This window comes from Candidatus Methylacidiphilales bacterium, from assembly GCA_030054035.1.
In the GTDB taxonomy this organism is placed as follows: domain Bacteria; phylum Pseudomonadota; class Gammaproteobacteria; order JASGCS01; family JASGCS01; genus JASGCS01.
In genome coordinates this window covers 286,240-304,522 of sequence record JASGCS010000001.1, presented here as the reverse complement: position 1 = coordinate 304,522, position 18,283 = coordinate 286,240, and the positions used below count along the sequence as shown (strand labels likewise).

Sequence of the window (18,283 nt, the reverse complement as noted above, 5' to 3'; positions counted from 1 at the left end):
TAATAAATTAATAAATAAAAATATATCATTATGCGATTGAGTAAGGTGATTTACTCCGGATTTAAATCATTTGCGGATACAACCGTGCTAGAAGCGTCATCAAAGCTTGTAGCAATCGTTGGTCCAAATGGTTGCGGAAAATCAAATATTATTGACGGAATCCGATGGGTTTTAGGTGAGGGATCTGCAAAAAGTCTTAGAGGTACTTCTATGGAGGATGTTATTTTTACAGGCACCGATTCTAGACCTCCTTCTGATCGTGCGTCGGTAGAGTTAATATTTGATAATAGTGATGGCTCGTTACAAGGTGTATATGCAGGGTATAAAGATATATCAATTAAACGAGAGTTATCGCGAAATGGTGAATCATGTTACTACTTGAACTCCCAGCGATGTAGAAAAAAAGATATTACAGATTTATTATTAGGCACTGGACTAGGGAGTTGGAGTTATGCAATAATCCAACAAGGTATGGTGTCAAGAATAGTTGAGTCTAAACCCGAAGATGTTAGAAGTTTTTTAGAAGAAGCCGCGGGAATTTCTAAATTTAAGGAACGAAAAAAAGAGTCAATTGCAAAAATTGCACTTACTAAAGAAAAGTTGGACCGCTTAAAAGATATCCGCGAAGAACTCGGGTCCCAACTTGCAAAATTAGATAAACAATCAAAACAAGCAATTAAATTTCAAAAATTACAAAAAGAAAAGATTACAAAAAAAGCTATTTTATGCAATTTCAAAATTAATTCTTTCACCAAGCTCCGAGATGAACATTTGGAATCAATGAAGCAGCTCAAACATGAATTGGAGCAGATTAATAGTGAATACCATGATTATGAGTTGAAACTATCAAAAGAACGCACTTCACTAGCTAACACCCAAGAACAATTACATGTAAAAAAATCTGAGGCCCAAGCTATTGTTACTATTTGTAAACAAATTGATTTACAGATACAATACTCAAAAGAACAATGTAATAGTAATCTAGAAGAACAAAGTATACTTGAGCAACAGTGCAGTGATTTAACCGAACAATTAAAACTGGAAAATAATAAGCTAGAAGGGAAGATAAGTCATCACAGTTTACTAAAGCCAAAATATGACAGCATTGTTAAAGAACTGGAGCTCTCAAAGCAGTCAACAGAGCAAGCCGAATCAATGCTTCAAGATTGGCAACAAAGATTTGACGCGAGACAGCTCACCTACAATCAACTTAATCAATCATTAGAATATAATTTACTTCAAAGTGATTTGATTAAAAATCAGATTGAAGAAATGGAGAGTAAATCAACTCAATTACATGCACTAGTTAATAGACTCGAGGAAGAACTCCATGCTAGTCAGCATTTTCGGTTTACTGACGAGATAGCGCTTGATGAGGAGGCCCTTACTATACTCATTTCAACCCATGAGCAATTAAAAGAGTCGTTGTCGCAATTACAACTAAAACGTAATGAAATGCAAACGCAGATAACTTTAATTCAAGAAGAAAAATTAACTCTCTCATCTATGCTAGCTTCATTACAAGCTTTACAGGTTTCAGGCCAAGATCACACCAAGTCACAACTTTTAAGCTGGCTACAATCACATTCTCGTGAAACGCAAGATATATTCAGCAATTATATTACAGTCGAATCGCCTTGGGAGCGTGCCGTAGAGCTTGTGCTTTCAAAGCAACTAGATGCTTTTGTTTCTAATGATGTTCAAACCATCGCTACTGCTGTAAATGATATTCCATGCGGCGAGGTTATGTTTGTGATTGGCGCATTTCAAAAATCCATAGGTGATATTACCAATCGTTTATCAAGTAAAGTTCAGGCTCCTAATCATGTAGTTACGTTGCTTGATAAAATACATATCACCCAATCTTTTGAAAGTGCTCTAGCATTAATCAATCAATTACCATCAGATGAATCAGTTATTACCCAAGATAGTATTTGGGTACAACATAACTCTATCAATGTACTTCGTGACTCAGTAGACAGTCCTCAAGGACCTATCCAAAGAGCGCGCGAGCGACAATCTGTTGAAAATGCCATTAAGGATTTACAACATAAACTGGAAAATTTACAAAATAATTTAATTTCAAATTCTGGGCAAATAAATTTTTATCAACAAGAGTTTGAGGCTAATACTAAAGCGATTACAGAAATTCGCCTGCGACTTGATAAATTAAAAAGCGAACAATTTATTTTAATTAAAACTGTAACAGAAAATAAAGTTACTTCAGAATCATCTACAAAAAATCTAACCGAAATAAATTTATTACTAAAAGCTAAGCGCAATGAATTATTAGAAAATATAAAAGACATTGAACAAAAAGAAGACGAACGATCTTCTTTAGCCCAAGATTTAAAATTGTTACTTCAAGAAAAAGAAGCAATTATTTTAACAATTAAAAACTCTAGAAATATACATGAAGAAAAGATCCTAACTTGTTCAAAAATATCATCTGATTTGGAACATGAACAGTTATTATGTGATTCAATTAAATCGCTTATCGCAACGATTGAACAACAATTAGCGCAAACTAAGCAACGAATATCTGTAAATGCAAATACTATTATTTCCCTACAAGAAAAAATTCCAAAATTAGAAGAGGAAAAAATTAAACATTATACGGATAATGATTTAATCCAAGTAGCCTGTGTTGACTTACAAAAATTATTTCAACTCAATTGTGATCAGATAGCAATATTTGAACAACAGTTGGCTACGTTATTACAAAATAAGGAATCATTGCAAGCTTTTATACATGAAAAGCAATTACTGTTACAAGAAACTCAATTGCAAATTACTCAGTATGAAGAACAAAAATCATCTTTAAATATAACTATCTCAGTTCCAGAGCTAACTGATCAAACTGAAGAAACTCTTACACTTGAAATTGAAAAAATAGAAACATCTCTTGGGCAATTTGGTGCTATTAACATGGTAGCAATGGAAGAATATTCTGAATTGCTCGATAGAAAAAATATACTAGATACACAATGCGACGATGTTATACATGCATTAAAAACACTACAAGAAACGATTGATTCAATTAATAAAGAAACAGACGAATCATTTCATTCAGTGTTTTCTGCTGTGTCAATCAATCTTAATAAAATCGCAAATCAGCTGTTCAATGGAGGCAGTGCCAGACTTGAATTAAATGACGATTTAGAATACCCCGGAGTAAGTATATTAATTCAACCACCTGGGAAAAAAATTACCCACATTCATTTACTTTCAGGCGGTGAAAAATCATTAGCTGCTATTGCTTTTGTTGTATCGATGTTTACTTTAAACCCGGCTCCTTTTTGTCTTATGGATGAAGTTGATGCCGCGTTAGATGAAGTTAATGTTGAGAGATTTTGTGTGTTAATTAGAGAAATGTCTAAAACCGTACAGCATCTAGTTATTACCCATCATAAAACAACTATGGCTAATGCTGACCAGTTACTTGGAGTGACTATGAGTGAGGCTGGAGTTACAAAACTTGTGGGTGTTAATTTGCGTGAAGCAACCGCCTTTGCGATTGTCTAATTTCTTAAGAGTTCATTTATACTTGTTTTTGATCTAGTTTGCGCATCAACTCTTTTTATTATTATTGCTGCGCCAAGTTGACACAAATCTTGCTCTTCAGAGTGTTTAGCACTTGCAATGGTTCCAGGCACCACTACTGAATATTCTGGTATTTCACCTTGGGGTATAAGAGTTCTTGTAGTTCGGTCGTAAATTTTAGTGCTTTTACCAATAAAAACCCCCATGGATAACACCGATCCTTTTTTAATAATTACACCCTCAACAATTTCTGATCGAGCGCCAATAAAACAATCGTCTTCAATAATTGTTGGGTTGTTCCCAATTGGTTCTAACACTCCTCCTAATCCTGCGCCACCAGAAAGATGAACATTTTTACCAACTTGAGCTCCAGAGCCAACCGTTGACCAAGTGTCTAGCATGGTATTTTCTCCTATAAAAGCACCGATGTTGACAAAGCTCGGCATCGCAACAACTCCAGGAGAAATATAACAACCAGATCTGATAATAGCTCCAGGCACTATTCTGATTTTATCTTTTATGAAATCACTGGCACTGTAATTAATAAATTTAAGTGGAATTTTGTCATAGCACATTGAATAAAAGTGTGATAATTCTAACTCTCTAATCGTAAATAATAATAGTATTGCTTTTTGCACCCAGGTATTTACTACCCACTCATCTTTTGTTTTCTCAGCAATTCTTATTTTGCCTTCGTTTAGTCCAGTTAGTATTGTGTTAGAAAATGGCACTAGTGATTTTTTAAAAGCCGAATCTTTAGTTATTTCACTCCTCCCGTCGTATAATTCTTCTACTTTTTGATGAATGTGTTGTGTTTCCATAATACTCTCCATATCAATTAATCTCTATCTTACTATTTTGTTTGCGTTAAGTAAAATCTTTCTTTGGTTAATTTTCCATTCACGATCTTTTATACTCTTTCGTTTGTCGTAGTTAGTTTTACCTTTACCTAGCCCTAACTCTAGTTTGAATTTTCCTCTTGTTTCGTATAATGATAATGGGATAAGCGTGAATCCCTTGGTCAGTGATCCGATTAGTTTTGCAATTTCGTTTTTATGTGCAAGTAATTTTTTTGTTCTGACTGGATCTGCTTTTGTATTTGACATGCTGGTGTGCGCAAGTGGAGCGCAACGAGCATTGAGCCAATAGAGTTCTTCGTTTCGAACAATGGCATAACTTTCATCTATGTTAATTTTTGAAGATCGAATGCTTTTAACTTCCCACCCTAACAGATGTATTCCACATTCAAGTGTTTGTATTACTTCATATTCAAATCTAGCTTTTTTATTAGTTATTTTGTTCATAGTGTGATAGTATTGTATAATGCTTTCATAAAAATATGGACTACTAGCAGTGGCATTCGTTAAAGGCAATATATCCAAAAGACTCATTTCATTAGACTTAGAAACTACTGGATTAAGTGTAACGCAAGATAGAATAATAGAGATTGGACTTCTAGAAATACTTGATTCCAGTATTAGTGGAGATTTTAAATTAATTAGAGTAAATCCAGGTATACCTATACCTCCAGATTCCAGTGCCATACATGGAATTTATGATAATGATATTAAAGATAAGCCACTTTTAAGTGAGATTTTAACCACGGTTATAGAATACATAGATTCAAGCCCTATTATTATGCATAACGCAGAATATGATAGAAATTTATTTATTAATGAATTGGAAAGAATCCACCCTGACTATGCTCAAAATTTCAAGAAACTTGAATATATTGATACCCTTCAACTCTGTAGAAGAAAATTCCCTAATCAGAAAAATGATTTATCTAGCGTTTGCGCCCGATTAGGTATTCCAACGCATAGTCGTGATAAGACTGGTTTGCATAATGCTTATGATGATGCTCGTTTAGCTGCCCAAGTATATATTTTTCTACAAACAAACCCTGAACAATTATCTATCGAGTTAGATAGCAATACATCTAATAGCTTTAGCATAAGTGAAGCTCAAGTTTCGTTTGAAATTAGCCCTTTTAAAGTTCCGTTAACTCATGAAATGGTTACACTCCACGAAGATTTTAGAAATGAGTTAAAAAAATATTATAATTCTGATCTTGAATTGAATAGGCATCTTCCTATTGGTAGCATTGAATCACTCATATCCAAAGAGTAAACGCCAAATATGCATTCATCTGAAAAGGTCATAGTTCCTTACTCAAAAAAACAAGTATTTGACTTAGTAATGGATGTACCATCTTATAAACATTTCTTGACCTATTGCACAGATTCTTTTCAAGTTGAAGAAAACCATGATTTCATTATCGCAAAAATGGTTTTTAGAAAGGGGCTTATTTCTATTTCAGTAACCTCAAAAAATACTTTTTATGGGCATGACAAAATTACTATGCAACAGATAGATGGAACTTTTACTCAGCTATATGGTGAATGGAACTTTGAGTTTCTAGAACATAATAAAACACAAATATATTTTTTATTACAAGTTGAGTTGCCGCCAATTTCTACGATGTTTGGTGGCGCTTTATTTGTTGGTCAACTCAGGACAGAGTTTGTGCGTTCATTTGTAAAGAGGGCTTACCAAGTGTACGGTTGAGGTAATGGTTGGTTATATTGTCATTGTAAAATTGTGTAAGAAATATTTTTAACTATTTCGTTATCAAATTTAATTTCTACTGAAGAGATGAGTGCTGATTTTGCACTGTTTTCATTATTACTTGATTGTTGTAAATCAATTAGTTGAGATTGCCCGCCTGTTTTACTATGATAGATGTAAGTCCAATTATTTTTATTAAAAAAATGGGTGATGGCAGGTTCACCAAGTACTGAAATAACCTCAAGTTTGCTCATGCCCACCTTGATTTTAGTAACATCTGGTTCGTAGATTACATTACCTTGCTGTATAGGTATAACATACGCAGGTGAGCATGCGACAATAAAAATCAAAAACATACCATAAAATAAATTATTCATTTTTTTATTTTACCACTTTTAGCGTTTTTTAATAATTCTTTAGCGTTTTCTATACTTGCTTTAGCAATTGAAGATCCGCTTAACATTCTCGAAAGCTCAGCGATTCTCTCCTGGTCACTTACTACCTTTGCGATCGTTTCAGTTGAGTTTTCAGAAATCGATTTTTCTATAGTAATTTGTGTTTCTGCTTGTGCTGCAATAATTGCGTGATGGGTAATTACAAATACTTGATGCTGCCTTGCTAGTTTTGCTAAAAGCTTACCGATTGAGGTTGCGGTTTCACCGCCGATACCCGTATCAATTTCGTCAAAAAATAAAGTACCGTGCGTGTTATAAGTTTTGATATTTGAAGTAATTGAAGCAAGATAAAGCGCAAGCGCTATTCTAGACAGTTCACCACCTGAAGCTATTTTATCAAGCGGTTGAACTACGCTACCAAGATTAAAACTTGCGTTAAACGAAACGAGGTCAATTCCATATTTTTGTAAAGTATCATGGTGTTGTTTACAATCAATGGTAAAAGTTGTATTTTGTAAAGCCACATCAGGTAATACAATTGAAACAGCTTTAGATAGTTCTTGACAAGTTGCTATCCTTTTTAAAGAAATTGCTTTTGCTTTTTCAATCATTTTGTTATGCAAAGATGAAATGACCAATGTTAGTTCATGTATAGTTTCTTCTTGCCTGGTGACATTATTTAATTCTTGTAATAATTTATCCTGAGTTTGTAATAATTGTTCTGGTTCAACATGTAGTTTTCTAGCGATTTTATGGATAGCGCTCATCCTTTGTTCTACCAGTTCAATAGGTTCATCAAAATTATCAAATTCTTCAAGTCTCATTCGAAGATCATCTGCCACATCAGCAATATTTTGATTAACTATTTCCATTAAGTCAAGAATTGTCGGAAATTGATTTTTAAATAATTTTGAACTTGAGGCAGCGCGCATGGCAGTTTTAAGTTGATTGGTAATTGACTTTTGATCATCAATAAAAATCGACTGTAACAATGTTAGTGTGCTGGTAATTTCACCACGATTCGCAATTGCGAGCTGTTTTTTTGTCAGCTCTTCCCACTCTTTGGGTTTTAAATGTAATTGGTTTAATTCATCGCATAAATATTCTATGTATTCTTTTTTCTCATTTGATACTTTATGGTCATTGTTAAGCTGATTTAAATGTTCAATTTGCAAAGCATGTTGGTCAAATAGTTGCTCGTATTCTTTCCTAAGCTCCGTTATCGATCCATATTCGTCAATAAAAGACCTTTGAAAAGAAGATTCTGTAAAAGCTATATGTTGATTCTGACCATGAATTTCAACAAGCAAGTTCGTTATTAATTTTAAAATACTATTTGTTACCGTTATCCCATTTATAGACGCTTTGCTTTTACCATCTGAAAAAATACTTCTGGATATGATACAGTTTTTGTCTTCTAGCGGTATATTGTAGGAATGTAATAATGCAATTATTTGATTATTATTTTCGATTTCAAACCATGCTTGAATATCAGCACGTTGTTCACCGTTACGAATTGTTGAAACGTGAGCACGCCCCCCTAAAATAAGCTGAAGCGCGTCTATTAAAATTGATTTTCCTGCACCGGTTTCTCCAGTGATTACCGTTAACCCACGATCGAAGGTAAGAGTAATATCTTTTGCTAGTATAAAATTTTTAACGTTTAATTCTACCAACATTTTTATTTGCAAGATTTGTTTTAGTCCCCCAAAATAGTTTTTTCTTCAATACTTGAAAATAACTATAAGAAGGATGGTAGGCCAAGGTAAAAGCTAATGGATATTTTTTTATAATTATCTCGTCTCCTTGGATCAGTTTAATTATACGAATCCCATCATTGCTAAAATCAACATCTCTAGCTGATTTTGGTACTGATATTTTGATTACTGTTGTTGGTGATAGCACAATAGGACGATGACTTAGGTAATGAGGTGATAGTGGAGTGACACATAGACAATCAATACTTGGTGCAATAATAGGTCCGCCACTAGACATAGAATATGCAGTTGATCCTGTTGGAGTGCATACTACTATCCCATCTCCTCGTTCCTCGTGAATAAATTCGTTATTTATAGTTAAACCAAGATTTGCTATGTGAAAAGTATTGCTTCTAATAATGAAATCATTCACTGCAATAATCTCCTCATTAATTTTACCTTTTCGAACTATGGTCGCGTGTAACGCGATCCTGGTATCAAATATAAAATTACCTTTGGAAGCATTAGTTAGAAATGAACTTAATGAACCTATAAAACTATCGGTTAAAAATCCCAATCTACCAGTGTTAATTCCAGTAAAAGGAACAGATAAGTGTATTAGTTGATTGATAACTGAAAGCATAGTGCCATCCCCACCGAGTATTACAATTAAATCCAATTGATTTATATTTTTTACCGCTAGTTTATTTTCGATATGTTTCAAAGAGCTTAGATCTGACTCAATACAATGTATCTTCTTTTTTTTTGCAATAGCTGCTATTTTTTCATTAATATTTTTAGTATCTGAAAATTGATTCCTGATCAGTAGTATTGTCTTTACATTCATAGTCTCATATCTTATAACACTAATCGTAAAGCAATTCTAATTTATGTGTGGAAATCATGTTAAAATCTAGGCTATGGTTCAATTATATATCACTATTTTACTTGTATTTTCTATAGTTAGTATTTCATACTCTGAAATTCAGGGCTCAAAAGAAGGCAATACGCCAAAGAGCGAAGCTCAATTGAAAAAAAGTCAGCAGCCTACTCCAAGTACTGTTCCTGATCCAATAAAAGAAGTCTCTAACCATGATAAAAAATTAATTGCTGAAAAAACAAAAGAAATTCAAGCATTAAAGAAAACTATTGAAAAATATGAAATAGAATTAAAAAATACTGAACAAGAAAAAATCAAAATCAAAAAGAAATTAGAAACACTACAACAAGAATTAAAAAATACTTCAGTGCAATAAATATTTGCATTTTCTGATTTTTTATTTTTTATTTCTTTAGTAAGGTAAACTAGTAATTATTAATAATGATAGGAGCAGATAATGGCAGAACCAAAAAATAACTCAAAAATACAGAATGAAAAATTAAAAGCTTTGACCAATGCTATTGGTCAGATTGAAAAACAATTTGGTAAAGGCTCAATTATGCGTATGGGGGATGATAAAATTGATACAGATATTCAGACCATATCTACTGGCTCACTTACATTAGATTTAGCTTTAGGAATTGGTGGGTTGCCTCGGGGAAGGGTTGTGGAAATATTTGGCCCAGAGTCTTCTGGAAAAACAACATTATCCCTGCAGGTAATAGCACAATGTCAAAAATGCGGTGGTGCCGCTGCCTTTATTGATGCTGAGCACGCATTGGATATTCAATATGCTTCAAAGTTGGGAGTTAAAGTTGAGGATCTAGTAGTTTCCCAACCTGATACTGGAGAGCAAGCATTAGAAATTGCAAATATGCTAGTGAGCTCATGCTCTGTTGATGTTGTTGTTGTTGATTCTGTGGCTGCACTGACACCAAAAGCTGAAATTGAAGGTGAGATGGGTGATTCACATATGGGATTGCAGGCTCGCTTAATGTCTCAAGCACTAAGAAAACTCACTGCAAATATTAATCGCTCAAACACACTCGTTATCTTCATTAATCAAATCAGAATGAAAATAGGAGTTCTTTTTGGCAATCCTGAAACCACGACAGGAGGAAATGCGCTTAAATTTTATTCTTCAGTACGATTGGATATAAGAAGGGTAGGGTCAATCAAGCAAGGTGATGAAGTGATTGGAAGTGAGACTAAAGTTAAGGTTGTTAAAAATAAAGTCGCTCCTCCTTTTACCGAAGCGCGGTTTGATATACTTTACGGAATTGGCTGCTCTTTAGAAGGTGAGATACTGGAACTAGGTGTTACACGCGAATTAATTGATAAAGCCGGCTCTTGGTTCTCTTATAAAAATCAAAAAATAGGACAAGGAAAAGAACAAGCAAGACAATGGTTAAAGGAGCACCCTAAAGAATGTGAGGAACTTGAGAAAAAAATTAGGGAATTAAATAAACAAGTCAAAAATCACTCAGTTACTAATCAACCTCCTGTAGATGACATTTCGGAAGCAAGTCCAGAATAAAAACACTAGCCGCAGAACTTGTTTTGATTATGCGCAAGCATTACTCTCCAAACAAATGTATACAAGCGTTACTCTTTCAAGAAAGTTGACCCATCGCGGCTACCCTGATGGTGAAGTTAGCCAAGTCATTGAAAAATGCACCTCATTAAATTTTTTAAATGATACGCAGTATTCAATGATGTATGTTCAGTCAAGAATTAGAAAAGGTTTTGGTCCGAAAAAAATTTATGGAGAACTATTGCAAAGAGGGATTTCAAAACAAATCGCTGTAGATCATATTAATCAAATCCATTGGCACGATGTATTAGATACTATGGCGCAGACCAGATCGGTTTTTGCAAAAATGATTCAAAATGCATCTACGAATTATACTCATCGAGCAAAATTGTACCGTTATATAATATCTAGAGGGTTTGGTAAATCTGATTTTGAATATGTCACTAGCAGTAGTAGCCTTTCTTGAAGAGTTTTTAACTTATGCAAACAAACGAAATTAGAAAAAAATTTACTGATTATTTTGTCAGTAAGGATCACACGTTACTTCAATCTAGTAGCCTTGTTCCGCAAAATGACGAGACATTATTGTTTACTAATTCTGGCATGGTGCAATTCAAAGATATTTTTTTAGGATTGGAAAAACCAATACATAAAAGAGCTACTACTGTTCAACGTTGTGTTAGGGCTGGGGGAAAACACAATGACTTAGAGCAAGTTGGTTATACCGCTCGCCATCACACATATTTTGAAATGTTAGGTAATTTTAGTTTTGGAGATTATTTTAAACGCGAAGCAATATATTACGCATGGAATTGCCTGACTAGTTATTTTAAGATACCTGAGTCTAAGTTATGGGTTACTATCTACTTTGATGATTCTGAAGCAGAGTCAATCTGGTTAAACCACATAGGGATTAATCCAATGCGGTTGATAAAAATTTCAAGTAGCGATAATTTTTGGCAAATGGGAGATATTGGTCCTTGTGGTCCCTGCACGGAAATCTTCTATGATCATGGGCCAACTGTACCAGGCGGACCTCCTGGTAGTCCAGATGCTCATTTAGATAGATTTACTGAAATTTGGAATGTGGTCTTTATGGAATATTTTATCAATGAAAATGGTAATAGATCAAAACTCCCAAAACCATCAATCGATACTGGCATGGGTTTGGAAAGATTGGCATCTGTCATACAAGGGGTTGTGGATAATTTCGATACTGACGAGTTTGTGTCTTTAAAAAATAAAATTATTGACACGATATCAATTTCACCATTAGAAAAAAAAAATAAAATCGCATTGAATGTAATTTCTGATCACGCAAGAGCGATGGTGTATTTATTACTTGATGATGTGCAACCTTCAAATGAAGGTAAGGGCTATGTTTTACGTCGCATTATTCGAAGGGCATTTCGATATTGTTATGAGTTAGGCGCTCGAGATCCAATGTTACACTCATTAGTACTACCCGTTTTATCTCTTCAAGACCAAGTTTATAATCAGGTTAGAACACATGGCGTCATTTCCGTTATTAAAAGGGAAGAGGAGAGATTTTTATCTACGCTTGAAAGAGGGCTGAAGCATTATGAACAATCTATCCAGCAATTAAGTTCAAATACATTAAGTGGAGAAAATGTGTTTAAGCTTTATGATACCTATGGTTTTCCTGTAGATATAATAAAGGATCTTTCAAAAGAACGTAATATTAATCTTGACATGGAGTCATTTAATGCGTACATGGAAGCACAAAAACAAAGAGGTAAAAAAAGCTCACACTTTAAAGCCCCGCAATCTTTTTTGGTTCAAGATATTGTACCGACAGAGTTTGTAGGTTATCAATCTACTGAAGTGCAATCGGTTGCTCTATTGACTATTCTTGTTGACAATGAACAGGTTAGTGAGTTACATCCAAAGTCGTATGCAACTATCGTTCTGGATAAAACTCCGTTTTATCCAGAATCTGGTGGGCAAGCTGCGGATCAAGGTGAAATACTTTTTCAACAAGGAGTTTTTTCAGTATCTCATTGTGTTGCACATGGTTCGTTGCTCATGCATTCTGGATATTATCACGGACCAGCTGAGCTAGTCATAGGATCTACTGGTAAAGCGATAATTGATAGAAAAGTAAGAGCCAGAACAACTGCCCACCATTCTGTAACACATTTATTACATTACGCGCTACGCACTGTTTTAGGGACTGATACAGTTCAAAAAGGGTCGTTAGTAACTGATCGTTATACTCGCTTTGATTTTTCGCATGATGGACCGGTCAGTAAACAAGCTTTGTTAGAAGTCGAATCAGTCGTCAATGAAGAAATCGAAAAAAATAGCCCCACTATTATGGAAATCACTACGCCTAAATCTGCTATCGCAAATGGCGCAATTGCGCTTTTTGGTGAAAAATACCAAGAACAAGTTCGTGTGCATACTATCGGACCTTCTATTGAGTTATGTGGCGGTACCCATGTAAAAACTACTGGCGAGATTGGGTGTTTTACAATACTTGATGAAACTGCAGTTGCGCAAGGTGTGCGAAGGATTACAGGAGTTGCTATGGCAGCGTTTTATGATCAGTATCAACTACAAAAAAAAATCCTTCAAGAGCTTGCCTTTTCTTGCTCATGCGCAGTTACAGAACTTCCGAACAAAATTATAACGCTTCTTGAAAAACAAAAGAAAATTGAAATCGAAAATAAAGAATTAACTTTAAAAACAACTCAACAATTAGCTAATGAACTATTCATTAGAGCTGAATCAATCAGAACAGTCAAATTTGTAGCGGCGCACCTAGGCTCTTATAGCGTTGATAAATTAAAACTATTAGCTGAGATTTTAGTATCTAAGGAGAACAATGTGTTTGCCATACTCGCTGTTTCAGAGCCACAAAATGAAAATGGGATAGTGGTTATTTCTGTTTCTCGAGTGATTTCTATAAAATATTCTGCCGATGTGATTGCAAAAAAATTATTTACTATACTTGATGCTAAAGGTGGTGGAAGGCAGAACTTATCTCAACTTGGGTGTGAAAAAATTAGCGCTTTCAAAGATGCGGTAGAATATTGTAAATCTTGGATAATTAATATACATAATTAATAAAATATTTTTAGATACATGTTAGTGGTTAAAAAATTTGGAGGAACTTCAGTGGGCAGTGTGGATAGAATTATACATGTCGCCACTTTAATCGCCCAAGAAATTTCACTTGGTAATAAAGTTATTGCTGTTGTTTCTGCAATGTCAGGAGAAACAAATAAGCTAATTGGTTTAGCTGAGTCCATCCAACCAATACCTAATCCTCGGGAACTTGATGTAATTACTTCATCTGGCGAGCAGGTGACAGCAGGTTTATTGGCGCTTGCTTTGCAGGCAAAGTCAATTCAAGCTATGTCATTTCTAGGTTGGCAAATTCCTATTCGAACTGATGATGCGTACACCAAGTCAAGAATTAATTCCATTGATAATTCTGATTCTAAAAGTATTCAAAAATCACTTATCAATGGTATAACGCCTGTGATAGCAGGATTTCAAGGCGTGGATGATTCAAATTCAATTACAACTTTGGGAAGAGGGGGATCTGATACAACAGCGGTAGCTATTGCAGTAGCGTTTCAGGCGGATGAGTGTCAGATTTACACTGATGTTGATGGTGTTTACACTGCAGACCCTCGATTAGTTTCTAATGCGAGAAAGTTAGATACCATTAGTTTCGAGGAAATGTTGGAAATGGCTAGCTTGGGTTCAAAAGTACTACAAATTAGATCGGTTGAATTAGCTAAGCTATATAAAATGCCCATTAGAGTATTGTCTAGCTTTTCTCATGGAACTGGAACATTAATTTTAGCGGAACAAGAAGGAGACCGTATGAAAAAACAAGAGCAGAGTGCCAATAAACAACTAGAGCATGTGTCCATTGCAGGTATTGCCCATGAAAAAGATGAAGCGCAGATTACCATCTGTGACATAAATGATAAGCCGGGTAGCGCGGCAATGATATTATCAAAAATTAGCGATAATCATATTGAAGTTGATATGATTGTACAAAATGTAAGCAGACAAGGAAAAGCCGATTTTACTTTTACGGTGCATAAACGAGATTATCAAAAAGCCATGAAGACATTAGAAGGGTTGGTAGATCAAAAAATATGTTCTACAATAGAAGGAAATACCAAAGTTGCAAAGGTTTCATTAGTAGGCGTTGGTATGCGCTCTCACGCAGGAATAGCGAGTAAAATGTTCAGGGTATTGGCTGATAAATCTATTAATATAATGAGTATTGCGACTTCTGAAATTAAAATATCAGTATTAATCCATGAAGATTATCTAGAGCTCGCGGTAAGAGCCCTTCATGATGCTTTTTGTGCCGAGAAATAATATGATTATTCTTACAAGAAAAATTGGACAAAAGATTATTATTAATGATGAGATAACTGTTACGGTACTTAATAGGAAAGGCAAGGTAACTACTTTAGGAATAGACGCCCCCAAACATTGTAGAATAGATAGAGAAGAGATCTATATTAAAAAGAAAGAAGACTTAAGTAGAGATCAATTACCAATTGATTTTAATAACATAAAACCTAATTAAAAAGTTAATAAAAAATTGAAAGGCGTAATATGTTTTTGACGGATTGGAGAGATGGCCGAGTGGTCGAAGGCGCTCCCCTGCTAAGGGAGTATGTGGCTAAAACCACATCGAGGGTTCGAATCCCTCTCTCTCCGCCACCTACTAGAAGTAAATAAGTCGCTGTGAGCTTCTTATTGCTTTTTATGGTGTCTTATGTAGTTGGCTCATTAAATTTTGCAATTATTATATCCAGGCTATTTTCACTACCTGATCCTAGAACAGTTGGTTCTAATAATCCTGGAGCAACCAACCTTAACAGATATGCTGGAAAATGGCTAGCTAGTCTATGTTTAGCGCTAGACGCTTGCAAGGGGCTATTGGCAGTAAGTCTAGTTTCAATTTTAAATAACCTAGACCATGTACTAGAGCTTCAAATAACTGCAGCTGCCTGTTGTGTGTTAGGACACTGTTTTTCAATTTTTCATTTGTTTAGGGGTGGAAAGGGCGTAGCAACTTCAATAGGTGCGCTTTTTGCAATTTCTATTATAGCTGGGTTTATGATAATATTACTTTGGCTTATGGGTTATTTTTTATTTAAGAAAAGTTATAAAGCAGCGCTTTTTTCATTCACATTGTTTCCAGGTATGATTACTTGCTATGCGTTAATTATGAAAAGCTCTATGCCAATCGAAATTTTTAGTAGTCTATTATTGATGATTTTTATGTACTTCACTCACTTTAAAAATATTTTCAGTTCTTTCAATAATAACGCATAAACATGGTAAAATATATCCTCGTGCAGTATGACGAAGAACTTACAATAAATAAAATTAGGGGGCATATCATATGTCAAAAGGTGTAGTTAAGTGGTTTGATGATAAAAAAGGTTTTGGGTTTATTAAACCTGATGATGGAAGTGAAGATGTATTTGCGCATTACAGCTCAATAGTCACTGATAGCAATGGAAGAAAAAGCCTAAGTGAAAAACAAAAAGTAACGTTTGAGATAGTTCAAGGCCCAAAAGGCAAACAAGCTACAAATATTAAAGGCGAAGAGTAGACCTCTCGCCGTAATACTATTTGATTATTTACTGAATACTTTTTTTAGGTATTCTAAATAAGATTGATCTGGGCAAATGGTTTTGTTTGGATCATCGCTGATTTTACCGGTCGGTTGTCCATTGCAGTAAATATTTTTAATTACAATATTTAGTGCTTCTATTCCCACATCATTTGTCAGGTTAGTTCCGATACCGAATCCGCATTTAATTCTATTTGAGAATTGGGTGTGGATCGCTAAAGCTTTGTCAATGTTTAAGTTGTCCGAAAAAACAAGTTTTTTGGTACTAGGCTCAATACCTAGCGTGAGGTAATGCGCAATGCATTTCTCCCCCCAGTTTATTGGATCCCCAGAGTCATGTCTCAATCCATCAAATAGTTTTGCAAAATAAAGATCAAAGTCTCTAATAAAAGCATCAATTCCAATAGTATCGGTTAGAGCTATGCCTAGATCTCCTCTGTATTCTTGGACCCATTCCTCCATTGCGGTTTTTTGAAATTGTCTGAGTTGAACTCCATATGCTTGGTGAGATTGAAAATATTCGTGAGATAAGGTGCCAATTGGGTGAATGGAGCATAATTTAGATAGATACAATGAAGATGTTCCTCTGAAATGATTGGGTATTTCTTTATGAAGTGTGTTGACGACCTCATATTGCCATTCAAGACTGTATCTTCTTCTTGTGCCAAAATCAAAAAATTCAAATGGAAATTGTGTTGGCTTTGTGTTGTTAAAAAAAGCCTTTACTTTTTCAATTTTAGCACGCAACCGCTTTCTTCCTTCAATTATATCGTCTCTTCTAGATACTCTCTTATTATAGAGTTCGGAAATTATTGCAAGTAAATAGATTTCAAATATTGTAATATGCACTTGCGGACCTTCAATGGTAATTTGTAAATTGTCATCTTGAGTTTGTATTGTGACAAAATCCTTTTGTAATCTGAAAATTTTAAGAAAATTTATAAAATCTTCTTTAAAATAAGGAATAGTCCTAAGGTACTGCAATTCATCTTCACTAAAAGACAGCTCAGTTAAATGCTCAACTTCTTTTTCCAAATCTTTTGCAAGAGTTTTAAGCGGGAAGATATGTGGGTTTCTGCATATAAACTCATATCGTGCTGAAGCCCCTGGATGGTGGTGAAGCATTGCTTGCCATACGGTGATTTTATATAAATCAGTATCAAGAAGTGAGTTAATTATCACTAATAATATCCGTTAGGCCACTAGTGAGTCACATCGAGCAAGCTGCCAATTCTTGTCTTTTAAAAAGCTGTATAGTTGTTTTTCTAACTCTTCAAATCCAGCAACAGGGCAGGTCGTGTCGCTAAGGAGGATTTTTTCACAGGTAATTTGTTTGTGAGTAAAAAAATATTCTTGCAGGTCTTCTACTGATGATTTCAAACAGTGACTACTCGCTAATCCGGCCACGAACAACTTGTTGCAATTTGAGATTTTATTTAATAAAAACTCATTGTGCATTGTTTCTGGAACTGTTGGATCGGGCACCTCAGAACAAAACACACTGAAATGTTCTGTAAAGGGATGTAATCCTTTTTGAATGTAATGAGCATTTTTTTGCATTGACAATTCCCAACACAAGATTGAGCTATGGAGTTCGGGGTGAACGCAATTCCCAACACTACCAATTAACGCATGGGGAGGCCAAAGCGTATGCATATATTTGTTTTTTAATTCAAGAGCCTGCAAATAGGAGGCTGCAATAGATGTAAATTTTTCCATTTTAGGTAAATATTTTCCTTTCTGAAGATCTTGGTAAGTCACCAGAGTAAACGGAGGCGGCGTGACACCGTCAGCGTCTTGCCAAAAAACAGTATGTGAGATATCGATATATTGATGAGTGTCGAGACTAATATATATTGAATCAAACAAAGTTAGGTTATTTTTTATATATTTTGCTAGTGTAAGCATACATTGATTCGCGCCCTTAATTTCAAGTTTAGGTTGCCATCCACCTATAGATTGTGGGGGGATATCGCAAAAATCGATTTGAGGATCAATAATTAATAATGTATTTCCTGTACTCAC

The 18,283-nt window shown here is 34.7% G+C and carries 18 protein-coding genes and 1 tRNA gene; 12 read left to right on the top strand and 7 right to left on the bottom strand.

Going from position 1 to position 18,283, the window contains the following annotated elements; translation table 11 throughout:
- Positions 1–30: 30 nt before the first annotated feature.
- Complete coding sequence (gene smc / locus QM538_01570) at positions 31–3,525, top strand: chromosome segregation protein SMC (protein MDI9347178.1); 3,495 nt, start codon at positions 31–33, stop codon at positions 3,523–3,525.
- Here the strand turns inward: smc and QM538_01565 are convergent.
- Positions 3,522–4,364 (bottom strand): 2,3,4,5-tetrahydropyridine-2,6-dicarboxylate N-succinyltransferase, encoded by an 843-nt coding sequence (locus QM538_01565; protein MDI9347177.1) that lies wholly within the window; start codon positions 4,362–4,364, stop codon positions 3,522–3,524. The genes smc and QM538_01565 overlap by 4 nt on opposite strands.
- 24 nt (positions 4,365–4,388) lie before the next feature.
- Positions 4,389–4,847, bottom strand: coding sequence for an SsrA-binding protein SmpB (gene smpB / locus QM538_01560; GenBank protein ID MDI9347176.1), 459 nt, complete (start codon positions 4,845–4,847; stop codon positions 4,389–4,391).
- A gap of 49 nt (positions 4,848–4,896) precedes the next feature.
- Here smpB and QM538_01555 point away from each other — a divergent pair, with 49 nt between their 5' ends.
- Together QM538_01555 and QM538_01550 are read left to right on the top strand one after the other, a co-directional pair.
- Positions 4,897–5,673: an exonuclease domain-containing protein gene (locus QM538_01555; protein ID MDI9347175.1), complete on the top strand. Its 777-nt coding sequence runs from the start codon at positions 4,897–4,899 to the stop codon at positions 5,671–5,673.
- Positions 5,674–5,682: 9 nt separating this feature from the next.
- The gene (locus tag QM538_01550) at positions 5,683–6,111 is read left to right on the top strand and encodes a type II toxin-antitoxin system RatA family toxin (GenBank protein MDI9347174.1); all 429 of its coding nucleotides are present in this window, start codon (positions 5,683–5,685) and stop codon (positions 6,109–6,111) included.
- 20 nt (positions 6,112–6,131) lie between these two features.
- Here the strand turns inward: QM538_01550 and QM538_01545 are convergent, their stop codons facing one another.
- From QM538_01545 to QM538_01535, 3 genes are read right to left on the bottom strand one after another with little or no spacing between them, the layout of a single operon-like run.
- Positions 6,132–6,488, bottom strand: a complete 357-nt coding sequence (locus QM538_01545; protein MDI9347173.1) for an outer membrane protein assembly factor BamE — start codon at positions 6,486–6,488, stop codon at positions 6,132–6,134.
- Positions 6,485–8,185: a DNA repair protein RecN gene (gene recN, locus QM538_01540; protein ID MDI9347172.1), complete on the bottom strand. Its 1,701-nt coding sequence runs from the start codon at positions 8,183–8,185 to the stop codon at positions 6,485–6,487. Before recN ends, QM538_01545 begins: the two co-directional genes overlap by 4 nt.
- Positions 8,163–9,050 (bottom strand): NAD(+)/NADH kinase, encoded by an 888-nt coding sequence (locus tag QM538_01535; protein MDI9347171.1) that lies wholly within the window; start codon positions 9,048–9,050, stop codon positions 8,163–8,165. The genes recN and QM538_01535 overlap by 23 nt, the downstream gene beginning before the upstream one ends.
- A gap of 73 nt (positions 9,051–9,123) precedes the next feature.
- Between QM538_01535 and QM538_01530 the strand changes: the two genes are divergently transcribed.
- From QM538_01530 to QM538_01490, 9 genes are all read left to right on the top strand, one after another.
- Entirely contained in the window at positions 9,124–9,459 is a 336-nt protein-coding gene (locus QM538_01530; protein MDI9347170.1) for a hypothetical protein, read from the top strand.
- Between the two features lie 81 nt (positions 9,460–9,540).
- Positions 9,541–10,620: a recombinase RecA gene (recA, locus tag QM538_01525; protein ID MDI9347169.1), complete on the top strand. Its 1,080-nt coding sequence runs from the start codon at positions 9,541–9,543 to the stop codon at positions 10,618–10,620.
- Entirely contained in the window at positions 10,592–11,083 is a 492-nt protein-coding gene (locus QM538_01520; protein MDI9347168.1) for a regulatory protein RecX, read from the top strand. The genes recA and QM538_01520 overlap by 29 nt, the downstream gene beginning before the upstream one ends.
- 14 nt (positions 11,084–11,097) lie before the next feature.
- Entirely contained in the window at positions 11,098–13,707 is a 2,610-nt protein-coding gene (gene alaS, locus QM538_01515) for an alanine--tRNA ligase (protein MDI9347167.1), read from the top strand.
- An 18-nt stretch (positions 13,708–13,725) separates the two neighbouring features.
- Positions 13,726–14,985, top strand: coding sequence for an aspartate kinase (locus tag QM538_01510; protein MDI9347166.1), 1,260 nt, complete (start codon positions 13,726–13,728; stop codon positions 14,983–14,985).
- Position 14,986: 1 nt separating this feature from the next.
- Positions 14,987–15,199, top strand: a complete 213-nt coding sequence (locus tag QM538_01505) for a carbon storage regulator (GenBank protein ID MDI9347165.1) — start codon at positions 14,987–14,989, stop codon at positions 15,197–15,199.
- Positions 15,200–15,244: 45 nt separating this feature from the next.
- Positions 15,245–15,336, top strand: a tRNA-Ser gene (locus QM538_01500).
- A 45-nt stretch (positions 15,337–15,381) separates the two neighbouring features.
- Positions 15,382–15,954, top strand: coding sequence for a glycerol-3-phosphate acyltransferase (locus QM538_01495; protein ID MDI9347164.1), 573 nt, complete (start codon positions 15,382–15,384; stop codon positions 15,952–15,954).
- A gap of 70 nt (positions 15,955–16,024) precedes the next feature.
- Complete coding sequence (locus tag QM538_01490; protein MDI9347163.1) at positions 16,025–16,237, top strand: cold-shock protein; 213 nt, start codon at positions 16,025–16,027, stop codon at positions 16,235–16,237.
- Between the two features lie 24 nt (positions 16,238–16,261).
- Here the strand turns inward: QM538_01490 and pncB are convergent, their stop codons facing one another.
- Entirely contained in the window at positions 16,262–17,440 is a 1,179-nt protein-coding gene (gene pncB, locus QM538_01485) for a nicotinate phosphoribosyltransferase (GenBank protein MDI9347162.1), read from the bottom strand.
- Positions 17,441–17,452: 12 nt separating this feature from the next.
- Positions 17,453–18,283 carry a hypothetical protein gene (locus tag QM538_01480; protein MDI9347161.1) on the bottom strand — a complete coding sequence of 277 codons (831 nt, stop codon included), beginning with the start codon at positions 18,281–18,283 and terminating at the stop codon, positions 17,453–17,455.